The following is a 13,337-nucleotide window of genomic DNA, read 5'->3' on the forward strand; positions in this document are numbered from 1 at the left end:
AAAAAATCACTATATATTAATGCGATGTAAAGAATGAATGCGACCGGAAGGGACCGCACTCTTCCATCACCAAGATGAAACGCCGCGAAGAGGGGCGTTCATTCGGGGACCTCGGTCCTTTTCCGGACAGCCGCCGTGTTCTGCGGAAAAAGCTTCCGAAGTCCGTTTTCCTGGATTGATCGTCCGACCCGGAATGCCGGCGACTTCGATCCGACTCGTTTCCAGGCAAGGCGGGTCGACGATGAACCGCTTTTCATGGACATCCTCGAAAAAGATGGGATTCCGCACATCGTTCAAACACGAAACCTTCCATGGGTCGGGTATGTCTTCATGGCGGGCATCCAAGCATCCGTCAGTCTCCGAAAATGAGGTCGACCAGCTCCGGATGGTCGATGAAGGGATTGCGGTTTCCCTGGTATCCGAAGACGAGCTCGTTCCTCGCCCGTTCGGCGTCGTCCACGGGATCCTGCTCGTTCCACAAAAGGAGCGTCGCCAGATCCCCGATGTTCGAGGAATCGCTGGTCGTGAAGCCGTTCACGAGCTCGAGGTCGGGTTCTCCGCCCTCGCCCGCATATCGGACCGCCATGTAGAAGAGCATCCGGGCCACGTCGCCCTTGATCTCGTCGCGCGGCTCGAAGTACGATCCGCCGATGTAGTTGTAGGTCGAAACGCTGCCGTAGGTGTCGGCGACGAGCGTCGAGGCGTCGTGCGTCCCCACGACGCCGAAGTCGAGGTCGCCGCGGGCACCGTTCACCGACACGTCGGTCGCCCGGAGATGGTGGAGGTCGGTGTACCCGGGCAACGCTTCGTCGATGCCGTGGGACTGCGCCCAGACGTGCTCGCGGTTCCAGTAGTCCTGATTCCCGGTGCTCCCCACGAAGGTCTCCTTGTCCTGGCTTCTTCCCGTGTAGAACAGGAGGACGTTCGAAGCGTTCAGCGGGTCGGCGTCGGTCACCTTGAGGATGTCGACGATGGCGGTGTAGGAATACGATGTATGCCCGGAGACGATGTCGTTCAAGGCCGCCTTCAGCGCCGCTCCCGAGGTGATGCCGGTCGCGGTCGCGTAATAGTATCCAAGGTCGTTGTACGCATTCGATGCGTCGTTCCAGTAGGCCGTGTTCGAGAGTTCCAGCGGATTGACGCCGTAGGACTGGCTCGTGACGTCGTATCCCGCCGGATCGATCGTCACGGTGATGGTCCCGTTCCGTTCCGACATCCGGCTCTCCGATGTGCCGTTCCCGCCGGTGACGGCGTAGACCGGCAGGTTGTCGGAATAGGTGTAGATCCTGGAAAGGGCGACGTAGGTAGGATGCGAGTATTCGTTCCCGAGGAAGTCGCCGTTGGTCACGATCGCCACCTCGGGGGTGATCGCCGACAGGAGCGCGGCGGTCGTGCCGTTCGCGGTGCCGTGATGGCCCATCTTGAAGATGTCCACGTCGCCCGCGATCGGCCCGTAGACGGCTTCCTGGTTCTGTTCGGCGTCGCCGTTGAAGAGGACGCGCGTGCCGAAGGCGTCGAGCACGAAGACGATCGACGAGTAGTTTGCGTTCGCCGTCTCCAGATAGGTGGTATCGATGAACTCGAGGGTGACGCCGGTCGCAAGCTCGATTTCGGGAGTCGCCCAGCCGATGATGTCCATCACATGATAGACGGTGATCCCGGGCTCCGATGTGACGATACCCTCGAAGGTATTCCGAAGCGTCGTGGCGATCGATGCGGGCGTCGAATACAGGATCGCGTAGTCCACATCGAAGTTGGAGAAGACGACGTCCATCCCGCCGATGTGGTCGGCGTCCTGATGGGTCGCGATCACATACTCGATGACTCCATCGGTCACGTTCGCCTGCAAGAACGAGAGCAGCGCCCCTTCGGACTCCGAGGCGTTTTCGCCGGAGTCGATCAGGACGTCGATGTCGCCGTACTGGATCAGCGCCGCTTCACCGGGGCCTCCTCCGGTCGTGCCGATGTCGATGTAGTGGACCTCGACGGATCCGGAAGACGGGATCGCGGTGACGGTGTACGGGTAACTGTCGGTTTTCCCTGAATAGGTGACTGTCATGGTCGCCGATCCGGCGACGGACGTCGAGAAGCCCGTGACCATGCCTTCGGTGATCGAGACCGTCGTCGCCGTGCCGTCGGAGTAGTAGGCTCTCAGGTAGGCGCCGCCGACGCTGAGCGAGGATCCTTGGACGTAACTGTAGGAATTGAAATGAGCCTCGATAGATCTAACGATCGGAGACGATCCCGCCCCGGTCATGGTGTGGGTATCGAGTCCGGTCGAGTAGTCGATGTCATTACCGTCCCATTCGACGGAGGGATCGAAGGCACTGGTCGATGCGGTTCGTCCGCCGGTCACCGTCGACTTTCTGATCAGCGTGTTGTCTGCGGTCGAGGTCGAACCGGATCCCCACTCGGTTCCGGGATCGACGCCAACCTGACCGATCGAGTCGACGACTGCACTCCCCTTGACGAGTTCTATCGCATCGTCGCCATTGTAAAAGGATGCGGCTGACGCGTAGTCAGTCATGCCCAAGATCGTCGCATTCGCCGAATCATCAGATACGACATATACCGCACCATTCGGGAGGCTTCCACTCAATGAAATGGAGGTCCCCGCTGAAGTTGAACCATTAAAATACATCTTCACCGAATACGCCGATAGATCAACTGTCGTTCCGGTGCCGTTGTAGATGGCGATCGCCTTGTTGTTGCTGGACCCTTCGATGTAATACGAGAAGAACAGGTCGGTTGCCAAGACGCCACCGTCGACCGCAGGCATTTCGTCGTAGACCGTCATCAGGGCGCCGGCGGCGTCCTTGACGACGACGTACGCCCTGACCGACGCGGAGGAAGCCGTCGCAACGGAGATGACGAATTCGTTGGTGATCGGGTTGTACTTCGTCCCCTGAATTCGGGTCACTCCGCTCGATGACAGGTCAAGAACCTGATCGGCCGATGCGGATACTAGGAATCCGTGCTCGATGAGGGTGTACCCGGCAGGAAGCTCAAAGTGGCCGAGGAACGTATTGTAACCGGATCGGAGGGTCGTCGTTCCGATCATGGCGACCATCGGATGGTCGATCCTTTGGGTTGCCGTATAAACCGCTTCGATTGTGGTGTTCTCGAGGATGGTGAAGGTGAACGTCGAATCGAGGGACACGACTTCGCCGCCGATCGCCCAGTGGTCGAAATAGAGTCCCGACGCCGGAGCGTCCGCGACGACGGTCGCGTAAGTGTTGTACGCATAGGTTCCGTCACCCGCACCGTTCGTCACTTCAAGCGCGTACGAAGTCGACCCGCTTGCGACGTACTGGAGCGTGAAGACGGTGTTGGCGACGATGTTCGTGAGTGGCTTGTCCCATGGCGTCGAAGCGACGACATATCCCGGCTTCGACGGCAAGACACCTGGATCGGGAAGTGTCGCGTTTCCCCCAGGAAGGACATACTGAATTTCGATGACCTTTCCGTTGGTATCGACGAACACCGCGGCCACCTTGTCGTCGGGGCGGAAGACGCCGACGAGCGTCGTCGTCGAGGTGACGACGAACGCATGTCCGAGCGGCAGGTCGGTGCGGATGGCGCCGTTGTAGATCCAAAAGGCGAAGGTATAACCCGATTGGCTCGTGAGGTTGCCGGAGAACGAGACCGAGGAACCGTATGCCTGACCCGTCACCGTGCTTGTGATCGTATTGTCTTCGTCAAAATACGAAACGACGGTCACGGAGACCGGTGATTCGGCATGGACCGAAGATTGTCCAAGGACGTACATCCCCAGGAATAAGGCGATCAGGATCAAAATCATCTTCTTCGTCCGGCTCATCAAGCACCTCGTAATATTGCTATACTATATATTGTACCAAACAATATGAATTGGTGGTATAAAAAGCGCCATGTGTTGACATGGCGCTTAATGAATTGGATAAAGGCTGTTACCAAGGGACGTAAGTCGAGTTTCTCGGCGTTGGTGTACCGGCTAGAAAGTCTGTAGCATTTTGATCTGTATCAAAAAAGTAGTTCTTTCGTGCAACCGAGCTGGTATTGCTTGGGGCGGGAGTCGGTCCTGTCCCTTCATATCCATTCGCCGTTGTACCATATCCAACAAAATCAACCACACCTGCCGCAGATGATGGATTTGCACCTGTTAGCACAGTCGTATTCGATACCAGAGCAACTTTACCGGAGGAACCTCCCATCGCGATTGTACCGACGACCTCGGGCGTAGGTAGATCAGTCGTTCCTCCAGTCCCTGCAGCTTCTTGGATAAGGAAATAGCAGTATGGTTTAATTGTGCCTGTCAAGTTTGTCTTGTTCGTCCAAGATGTACCAGTTGCGCTGGCATATTGAACCGAATAGCCCGCTAGCGAAATTGGTTTTGCTGTAGTATTGTACAACATAATAAAGTCATTCTTATATATTGCTCCAGTGTTGCCCCCGCCGCCATATACTTCGGCAATGATGACGGTTTCTCCATTGGCCAGTGAGATATCACTATATGCAATCTCAATGCTATCGCCATCATTGTAGATGAGATACCCGCGGGCTGTCTTGACATTCGCGGTCTGGAAAGACATCATGAACTCGCCAGTCTGGCCATTGTACTTTTCGCTTCTATACTTGTTGCTGGCGGTATCAATATTGATCGAGGACTGGTAGTCTGACGAAGTCAGTATTCCGTATTCGATCAACGAATACCCAGAAGGCAGGTCGAACTGTCCTTTGAAACTGACATACCCGTCGCGCAGCGACAACGCATCGGAGATCGAGATGACCGCAGCTGGGGTGAGTGGGGTTGCTAAGTAGACCGCAGTCGGATAGATGTTGTCCAACATCGTCGTATAGAATACACGGTCATACGAGATGATATGGGTGCCGATCGCCCAATGGCTGAACGGATTCGTTCCATCGGTTTCATCCGCGGTCAGTTGTGCGACTTCGTTGAATGCGTACAAATCTTTGTTTCTAGCGACATTCGCTACATTGCTGAATGTCACAGAGAACGTATTGGCATTCGAAAGCACATATTGTAAAATGATTGCCTTGTCTTCGGTCACGCTAGTGTACGTTCCAGACCACTTCGTATCGGCAAACGTATATCCGATTTTGGTATAGGTGTCGGTCGACGGCGGCGTGGCATCCGCACCGCTCTCGACATACTGCACCTCGCCGATGAGTTTCCCATTCGAATCCATGAAGACGACGGCGTAGGATCCGGTCGGTTTGAAGATCGCATGCAAGGTCATGGAATCCGTCACCGTGAATTGATAATTCACCGCGAGATCCTTGCGGACGACGCCGTTCACGATCCAAAACGCGAAACTGTAATCGGGATAGGATCCGCTTGTTGGGTCGATCGAAATCTTCGAACCATACGCCAGCGCGGATGTATCCATATCGACGGTATTCCCAGCTCCAAAATGAGAGGTCACATCAACGACATAGGTGTTACCGATCGGACTCGCAGCTTCGACACGAACACCGAACTGCCCGATGTAGACCGCGGCTAACAGGAATGTAGAGATGATAATAGCTAACTTTTTCATCGTCATCCCTCCTCAGTAGATCTCTTCGCCGCACAGCGTGGCGGAACCGAAGTCCCCGCTGGTGGCGATGCTTTCGTCAAGTTCGAAGGTGACGATCTCGATCGTCGGCTGCTCGTACGGCTTGCGAATTTCAGGTTCTTTGTTCACCATGCTGTTTCCCTCCAATATCTGTTTATTCTGTATATACATTTATGTTGATTTTACCATATCCAATGATGAATGTCGCTACCATTTTTCGTAAATTTTCCGAAAATCGACATGAAAATCATCGATGTCGCTCACAATCCCGCGACCGTTTCCTCAATATTGAATCGAACAAAAAGGAAGGATGCTTTCGCGTGAAAGAAAGCATCCTTCCTTCTCATAATCCAAGTCTTCTGAACAGGTCCGCCCGATCGTCGATCGCGGCGTCATCGACCCGCAGGTTCCTGACCTGACGCATCGTCCGACCTGTCTGGCGGAACAGCTTCGTCCACCACCGTTGGATCCAGGCGATCGGCAGGAGCCATCCCCTGGTCCTGAGGTAGGCATACTGGTCCCGGAGTGCCTTTCGGGGCGGAAAGGCGACGCGGATTAGGTAGGAGACGCGTCCTTTTCCTGTGGATCCCCGCTTCATCGTCTCCCGTGTCATCCCGACCGCCTGCTGGTTGAAGCCGGCGGCCGTCCCATGGACTCCGGACGTCGCGATGTAGGCGACGATCTCGTCGATGAATGCCGGATCGCTCACCGCTTCTTCGTCCAGCGACGGGACCGGATCGATCCCGAAGAGGATCCGGTTCAACGACATGACGTTCGCGCAGAACCGATCAAGTCTCGAATGTTCGAGGAGCGTCTTGAGACTTTCCTGATCGATGTGTGCCTGCATTTTCCCGACGTATAGACCGATGTCCAGGATTGATCGGAGGCCGATGCCCGACGAAAGGAGATGCTTGGCCAGATGTCTCAGGAGATGAAGGAGGAAATACTCCGGTTCGAAGGCGAACCGCGATCCCCGTTCACGCTTCGCATGAGCCCACGGATCGGAGAAGACGTGCCATCGTTCCTCGTCAGATTCGACGTCGATCGATCGGTGCGCCTCGACGATCAGGTCGCGATCCCTCATGAAGATGTCGTGAGCCTCCATGTCCATGTGGTGCTGAAACCCGATTTTTTCGACGAAGAGGGCTCTCGCCTTCTCCATGTCTTCTCTTCGGAACAAGACGTCGATGTCCCCCATCGCCCGCATGTACGGCTCGGGGTAGCATTCCTTCACGACGACGCCCTTGAGATAGAGGTGGTCGAGTCCGACTTCGTCGCAGGCGCGGTCGAGTTCCTCCACCGCCGCCCTTTGGGCGACGTCCCTGGCCTGATACCGGAGCCAGTCTCCCTTGAAGCGTTCCCTGATCTGAATGGGAAGATCGCTTTCCTTCAGCGCGGGATAGACCATCCCCGACAGGCCGTTCTCGCGCGCGAGCTTGAAGAACGCGATGGGATCGGAAGCGATCGTCGGCTGCGCTTCGCCTTGAAGCGCGGTCCGCGTGAGGGACGCGAGTTCCTCGATCAGCCGTTCCATCGCTTCAACCTCCGCGCGATCCCGAGAAGCAGGTACCGGATCGGTCTCAGGAAACGCCAGAGCCGGACCCGGCGGAGATACTTCGGATCGTCGGCTTCTGTCTTCTTCCCGTCGGTCTCGTGCGCCGTGACGACGGCCTTCACCGAACGTTCCGCGACGAGTTCGCAGGATCGGAGGCCGTCGCCCTCGGTCCGGTAGTATTTCCCTTTCCTGCCGACGACGCGATGCAGGACGATCGCCCCCGAACCGGTCTCGTACAGAATCACGGCGTACTTTCGGATCGGAAACGATGGCGACGAAAGCGTCACGGTCGTCTTCCCGTCAATGAAAAACGGGCGCATGCTTGTGCCCTTCACGGTGATCGCGGCTTCCTGTCCGGCGGCGAGCCGTTCCTCGACGAGGGGCATCAGGTCCTTCATCGAGACGACGACCCTATTCATCGAGCAGGAGTTCATGTTCCCGCAGCTTCGCGAGGAATCCGTCGACGTCCGCCGTCGCGCGCTCCGCGTCGACCGCGTACGTTTCGAGGAGCGCTGCGACGAGCGTCGCCCGCGTCGCGCCCTTCTCGAGCCGCTCCCACAGGAACCGCCCCGTCTTGTTCAGGGTGATGATGCCGTTGAAGTCGACGGCGGCGGCGCCGGTCGGGACGACGACGTGCTGGCCGGCGACGTCTCTGAGCAGATAACCCGGTTTGATCCTCACTTGGATGCACCTCCGTAAATGCGTTCATACACAATGTCGAACGTGTGTTTCGTCATGTCGGCGCGCAGTTCGAACAGGTCGGCTTCCTTCAGGATCGCCGCGATCGTCGTCGCGGCGTTCTCCACGAGCCTCCCGTCGCGCGGCCGGTAGCTGTTCCGGTAGAGTTCGCGCAACTTCTCCGCTTCACTCATCTCGACGGTCCGGACGACCTCGTCCTGGGCGAGGAAGACGATCGCCCGCAGCGGATACGAGGCGTTCTCGTGCTCGGCGTTCTTTCCCGCCCACGGCGTGCCGTGGACGACCAGTCGCCCGTCCCTGAGGCTGATCAGGGGCTTGTCGTCGTTCAGGATCGCGACGTCCTCCGCGTACGTCTTCCAGAGGTTCGCGTGCGTCGACTTGCCGGTCCTCGAGGGGGCGGAGAAGAGGATCGCCTCGCCCTTGCATGCGACCGCCGCCGCGTGCAGCGGCAGGAGCCCCTCCTTCAGGGCGACGTCGAGGAAGCACTGTCCGGTGGACAGGTAGACGATCTCCGACATCCGGTCCCCGTAGCGTTCGTCGAGCAGGATGCGCGACGCGCGGTAGTCCCTCGCGACGAGCTGCGCCTGCTTCACGTAGGTCCCGTCCTCGGACAGGACGTAGAGTTCCGTTCCCTCGGCCGTCTCGTACAGGCGGTTCCGGCCGAAGACGATCGACGGTCCGGTCGAAGGGAGGATGATGTTCGAGACGATCTCCGCTTCGATCTCGTAATCGACTGGAGAACCGTCGGGAAGACGGTAGGCGTCGATCCGGCCGTCGAGGAAGCCGGAGGGCGGATACGAGAGCCGAATCGGGATGCCGGCGACGCGGTATTCACCCATCGCGGCGCCTCCTTCGCTCGATCGCGAGCTCGCGGAGATAGCCCGGGCACTTCGAGGGCGAGCCCTCGAGCGTGCGCCGCGCATGGCACTGCAGGCAATCCGCATAGAGGTCGCAGGCCAGGCAAGAGACGCAGGACGGAATCTTCTCCATGCGTTCCGCGAGTTCCTTGAACGTCTTCACGTAATTCTCGGGATCGAAGCTCTTTCCGGGAACGGACACGGTCGCGCACGGCTGCATCCGTCCCTCCCACGTCACGAAACAGCCGCTCTTCAGGGCCGGACAGGTGGAATGGCGGGTTTCCGTCTCGATCGTCTCGCCCGCCGGAAACGCCGCAAGGATCCGCGCCTCGAAGTCGGCGACCTCCCAGGGCGAGAGCCTTAGGCTCGTGTCGCCGAGACCGTCGTGCCGTCCCGGCCCGACGTAGAGCTGATAGCCGAGCTTCATCCCCTTGTTCTTCACGTAAGTGATCAGGGAATCGAGTTCCTCGTAGATCGGCCGGATCGGGATCGTGCGGAGCGCGACGGGGATCCCGATCGAGGCGAGGACCTCGATCCCGGTCTCGACGTCGCGGAAGCCGTTCTTGTTTCCGGTGACGGAAAGGACGGAAGCGGCGTCATGGCCGTAGAGGGTGATCCCGACGAACTCGGGAGGACGATGCAGGAAGGTCTGGAGAACGTTTCCGTCGACGAGCGAAGCGTTCGTGTAGACGGTGATCTTGACGCCGAGGTCGTAGAGGAAGTCGTAGAGTTCGCAGAAATCCGGACGGGACAACGGTTCTCCGCCGGTGAGGAGGGCGTAGAGCAGACCGCCGTCGACGGCGGCGCGGAAGGTCTTCTTCCACCAGTCGGTCGACTTCTCGCGGACCGGAACGGATTCGCGGACGTAGCACATCGGGCAGGCGAAGTTGCACCGCGGAGTGAGTTCGAACTCCCCCGCGGCGGGGATCTTCTCCTTTGCGGCGTTTTGCAGGATCGTGTGTTTCAGATCGGCGTATCCGGGCATCGGACTCTCACCTCCCATTCCTATTCTATCAAAAGAGCGGGCAGTCCGCCCGCTCGTTTCGGCTTTGCTTACGCCGACGGCTGCGGCAGGCGGATGAAGACGAAGGCGAGCGTGACGTCGTCGTTCGCCCTCAGGGTGATTCCCAGGATGAGGGCCGTCCGGTCGGGTTCCATCGCGAACTTGTTTTGGACGTAGGCGGCGCTGATGACGACGCGCGTTCCGTCGATCAGGTAGTCGGCCGCAACGATGTCGTTGCCGGAAACGCCTTCGACGAACCCGTCGTAGACTTCGAACTCGAGGACGATGTCCGCTCCCGAGAAGACGATCTGGCCCGAGGAGACCATGTAGGGCGCGCGGTCGTCGACGACCGAAAGCGAAAACGCGAACGATCCCTCCGTCGTCAGGACCAGATACTCATACTCTCCGTAGTCGAACGTGTCGAGGAAAGAAGCGGGGAACGTGATCACGTTCCCGTCGAGCCGTTCGTCGGAGTCCGGCATCGGGCATCCTGCGTACCAGATTTCCTCGACGGTCCCCGTCTCTTCCGACAGGTCGAGGACGACGTCGAAGGGCGCGCTCTTGTCGAAGGAAGCTTCGGCTTCGCCGAGAACGTTCAGGTACGTATGGTAGTAGACGGGAAGCGACGGGTCGGAGACGATGCCGTTCCCATAGAGGGACGACACCGTGATGAGATAGACGGCGTTGACCTGGAGGGGATTCAGGTCGAAGGAGGAATACGGGACGTCCGTGTCGATGCCGTTGACGGTCACGCGGTAGCCGACCGCGTTTTCCGTCTGGTTCCACCGGAGGGTGAGTCCGTCGACGCGGACGTCGAAGGGAACCGTCGGATGGTTCAGGATGAAGAAGTCGAACATCTCGGAATAGTCCGACCGGCGGACTCCGTCGACCGCCCGGATGCGGATCCCGTAGGCGCTGTCGGGGTAGGAGGACATGTCGTAGGAGGTGCCGTCGACGGCGATCTCGACGCCGTCGATCTCGAGGACGTAGGTAGCTGTCTCGGACACCGGCGTCCACGAAAGGAGTTCCTGCGCGTTCATGTACAGGTCCGAAGGCGCATCGAGTGGTGCGAGCGTGACCGTCGTCACGGTCGCGGTCGTGGCTTCGGCGGTCGTCGTCCCCGTCGTGGTCGTCGCGGTCGTCGTGACTGTCGATACAGTCGTCGACGTCGAAACCGTCGACGAGGTCGACTGCGTCGTGATCGAGGTGCAGCCCGCGAGGGCGGAAAGCGTGAGGATCAGCACGAGGAAACGTCTCTTCATGGGGTTGGGCCTTTCGGAATGCCGCTTTGGATTATTATAACACCGGATCGTGGAATCCGGAACGTTTTCATGGGAAAAGAAGGAGCGCGGCCCCGCCCCGCGAGGCGCGGGGCCGCTTTCCCTTGTTCAACCGTTTCGAGGCATCGGCTCAGAACGGCTTGACGTAGATGAAGCTGGTCGGGATGCCGGTGACGCGGACGGCGACGTCATCGGCCGTGACGCTGTGGTTGTTGCTGAAACGGACGTTGTCGACACTGATCAGACCCCATCCGGACGTCGTATTGTCGGACAGTTCGACATAATACTGCTTTCCGACGGTCAGGTATGATGTGACGTCGTACCAGTGCGCGTCGGCGCCTCCCCCGGTCTTTCCGCTCAGGTTGTTGCGACGGACGAGGCGTAGGACCTCGATGTTCGTGCCGAGTTCCTTGATCGAGACGAAGAGCTGCTTGTCCTGCGAGATATTGCCTTCCCAGCTCCACTTCAGGTAGTCGTAGGTGTCGTCGTAGGTGAAGCGCGATGAACGCACGACGCCGAGGCAGGAGTCGCCGCAGGACACGTTGGTACGCGCGCGTTCAGACCACTGGAAGATGCCAGCCGGGTCTTCCCAGTTGCTGACAGTGGCCGTCAGCGCGTTGCTGACCGTGTACGTCGAGGCGCCGATGGCGGGGATGTTCGGCAGGATGTTCGTCGCCGTCTGGTCCGATCCCGGAGTCGGTGCGACCGCGTGATAGGTCACGAGGCTGTCGAAGGCGACGATCGACCAGTTGTATCCGGCGGTATCGGCGAGGATGACGTAATAGGTTTCGCCGGTCGTTCCGACGGATCCGAGATCGAAGTAGTACTGGTACAGGAACGCCTTGGCATAGGTGATCGACGAACCGTATTGGGTCGAGGCGATCGTCGTGTTGTTGAAGTTCGGATTGCCGAAGCGGGCGATCTCGGTGTTGTCGGACGTCTTGCGGACGGATACGTAGGCGAACGCGTTGGACTGGCCGCCACCCATCTTGAAGCTGATCCAGCCGGATCCGCCGAGGACGAAGTCGGACGACCGCAGATAGCCCATGCGTTCGGTGTACTGGTTCATCGTATCCTTGTTTCCGGATCCGATGCCGGCGACATACGAGCCGTCGCCGTCGTAATACGACGTATTCGGCGTATCGCCTTCATATGCCGTGTATTGCGTGGAGTTCGTGATCACGGCGTCGGCGAACGCCTGCATGCCGCTTTCGTCCTTCCAGAGCGAGTAGCGGTTCCAGCCGACGATCGTGCCGGTCTCGAAGCCGCCGTTCACGACGTTGTAGGCGTTCTCGCTGTAGACCGTCACGAGTTCTTGCGAGGCGTTCTTGCAGACGAGGTAGCCGCGGTAGGAACCGGCGTTCGCATTGGCGACGGAGATGACGAACTCCTTCGTCGAAGACGTATACTTGGTGGACTTGTTGCGGATGACGGAGGCGGTGCCGATGTCCGTCATCGCGTTCGCCGCCGCGGTCGTGACGACGCCCCACTCGACCAGCGTGTAGCCCGAAGGCAGGGTGAACTGGCCGATGAAGGTCTTGTAGCCGGAGCGCAGGGCGAGGTCGTTGGTGAGGAACACGCGCGGCTGGTCGGCGGGCGCCGAGGTCGCATAGTACGCGGTGACCGTGACGTCCTCGACGACCGTGAACGACCAGGTCGAGGAGTAGCTCACGGTCTGGTCCTGCATCTCCCAGTGGTGGAAGGTCTGCCCGTCGGGGGCGGCGTTCGCGGTGACGGTGGCGACCGCGTTGTAGGCGGTCGATCCGCCGCCGGTGCCGTTTTCGACGGTGACGGTGTAGTAGGGATCGCCGGTCTTGGCGTACTGCAGGACGGTGACGGTCGGGGCCGTGACCGTCGCGAAGGCGACGCTCCACGGGGTCTCGGAGACGCTGTAGCCGAGCTTCGTGGGAAGCGATTCGGGCGCCGTCGCGGCGCCGTCCGGCAGGACGTACTGGATCTTGAGCATCTCGCCGTTGGAATCCATGAAGACGACCGGATACTGGAGGGTCGTCGAATTCGTGCCGTTCGGGTAGAAGATCGCCTTCAGGTCGAGGTTCGACGTCATCGTGAAGGCGTGGTCGATCGGCAGGTCGGTGCGGACCTCGCCGTTCACGATCCAGCAGTAGAACGTGTAGCCGGTGTAGTCGGCGATCTTGTTCGTGACCGAAAGCGTGGTTCCGTAGGTGCTGGTCACGTTCTGCGACGGATCGTTGTCGCCGTCGAAGTACGACGTGACCGTGGCCGTGACCGCTTCCGCGGTCTGCTGCGTGCCGCCGAAGACGGCTTCCTCGCGGATCCGCGAGGCGTCGACCTGAAGCGCGGCGAAGCCGGTGAGGGTGAGGACGAGGGTGAAGACGCAAAGCAACAGTTTCTTCATCGCCGGCC

10 protein-coding genes are annotated in these 13,337 nt (G+C 59.3%); all 10 read right to left on the reverse strand.

The window, feature by feature from the left end:
• Window positions 1-352: 352 nt before the first annotated feature.
• The 10 genes from WC509_00165 to WC509_00210 all read right to left on the reverse strand — a co-directional run bounded on the left by WC509_00165 (window position 353) and on the right by WC509_00210 (window position 13,329).
• On the reverse strand, window positions 353-3,820 hold the full coding sequence (locus tag WC509_00165; protein MFA5005871.1) for an endonuclease: 3,468 nt from the start codon (window positions 3,818-3,820) through the stop codon (window positions 353-355).
• A 109-nt stretch (window positions 3,821-3,929) separates the two neighbouring features.
• On the reverse strand, window positions 3,930-5,540 hold the full coding sequence (locus WC509_00170) for a lamin tail domain-containing protein (protein ID MFA5005872.1): 1,611 nt from the start codon (window positions 5,538-5,540) through the stop codon (window positions 3,930-3,932).
• Between the two features lie 12 nt (window positions 5,541-5,552).
• Window positions 5,553-5,690: a hypothetical protein gene (locus WC509_00175; protein ID MFA5005873.1), complete on the reverse strand. Its 138-nt coding sequence runs from the start codon at window positions 5,688-5,690 to the stop codon at window positions 5,553-5,555.
• 211 nt (window positions 5,691-5,901) lie between these two features.
• Complete coding sequence (locus WC509_00180; protein MFA5005874.1) at window positions 5,902-7,092, reverse strand: nucleotidyltransferase family protein; 1,191 nt, start codon at window positions 7,090-7,092, stop codon at window positions 5,902-5,904.
• Window positions 7,080-7,547, reverse strand: coding sequence for a S24/S26 family peptidase (locus WC509_00185; protein ID MFA5005875.1), 468 nt, complete (start codon window positions 7,545-7,547; stop codon window positions 7,080-7,082). Before WC509_00185 ends, WC509_00180 begins: the two co-directional genes overlap by 13 nt.
• On the reverse strand, window positions 7,525-7,794 hold the full coding sequence (locus WC509_00190) for a PqqD family protein (GenBank protein ID MFA5005876.1): 270 nt from the start codon (window positions 7,792-7,794) through the stop codon (window positions 7,525-7,527). The genes WC509_00185 and WC509_00190 overlap by 23 nt, the downstream gene beginning before the upstream one ends.
• Window positions 7,791-8,651 (reverse strand): hypothetical protein, encoded by an 861-nt coding sequence (locus WC509_00195; protein MFA5005877.1) that lies wholly within the window; start codon window positions 8,649-8,651, stop codon window positions 7,791-7,793. Before WC509_00195 ends, WC509_00190 begins: the two co-directional genes overlap by 4 nt.
• Entirely contained in the window at window positions 8,644-9,654 is a 1,011-nt protein-coding gene (locus WC509_00200; GenBank protein MFA5005878.1) for a radical SAM protein, read from the reverse strand. Before WC509_00200 ends, WC509_00195 begins: the two co-directional genes overlap by 8 nt.
• Window positions 9,655-9,722: 68 nt before the next feature.
• Window positions 9,723-10,934, reverse strand: a complete 1,212-nt coding sequence (locus WC509_00205; GenBank protein MFA5005879.1) for a hypothetical protein — start codon at window positions 10,932-10,934, stop codon at window positions 9,723-9,725.
• 148 nt (window positions 10,935-11,082) lie between these two features.
• On the reverse strand, window positions 11,083-13,329 hold the full coding sequence (locus tag WC509_00210) for a hypothetical protein (protein MFA5005880.1): 2,247 nt from the start codon (window positions 13,327-13,329) through the stop codon (window positions 11,083-11,085).
• Between the last annotated feature and the right edge of the window lie 8 nt (window positions 13,330-13,337).

Source organism: Candidatus Izemoplasmatales bacterium (assembly GCA_041649275.1).
GTDB lineage: Bacteria > Bacillota_I > Bacilli_A > Izemoplasmatales > Hujiaoplasmataceae > UBA12489.

Coding starts and splice junctions, on each gene's coding strand:
- WC509_00165 (MFA5005871.1), bottom strand. CDS start 3,820: ATGAGCCGGACGAAGAAGATGATTTTGATCCTGATCGCCTTATTCCTG.
- WC509_00170 (MFA5005872.1), bottom strand. CDS start 5,540: ATGAAAAAGTTAGCTATTATCATCTCTACATTCCTGTTAGCCGCGGTC.
- WC509_00175 (MFA5005873.1), bottom strand. CDS start 5,690: ATGGTGAACAAAGAACCTGAAATTCGCAAGCCGTACGAGCAGCCGACG.
- WC509_00180 (MFA5005874.1), bottom strand. CDS start 7,092: ATGGAACGGCTGATCGAGGAACTCGCGTCCCTCACGCGGACCGCGCTT.
- WC509_00185 (MFA5005875.1), bottom strand. CDS start 7,547: ATGAACTCCTGCTCGATGAATAGGGTCGTCGTCTCGATGAAGGACCTG.
- WC509_00195 (MFA5005877.1), bottom strand. CDS start 8,651: ATGGGTGAATACCGCGTCGCCGGCATCCCGATTCGGCTCTCGTATCCG.
- WC509_00200 (MFA5005878.1), bottom strand. CDS start 9,654: ATGCCCGGATACGCCGATCTGAAACACACGATCCTGCAAAACGCCGCA.
- WC509_00205 (MFA5005879.1), bottom strand. CDS start 10,934: ATGAAGAGACGTTTCCTCGTGCTGATCCTCACGCTTTCCGCCCTCGCG.
- WC509_00210 (MFA5005880.1), bottom strand. CDS start 13,329: ATGAAGAAACTGTTGCTTTGCGTCTTCACCCTCGTCCTCACCCTCACC.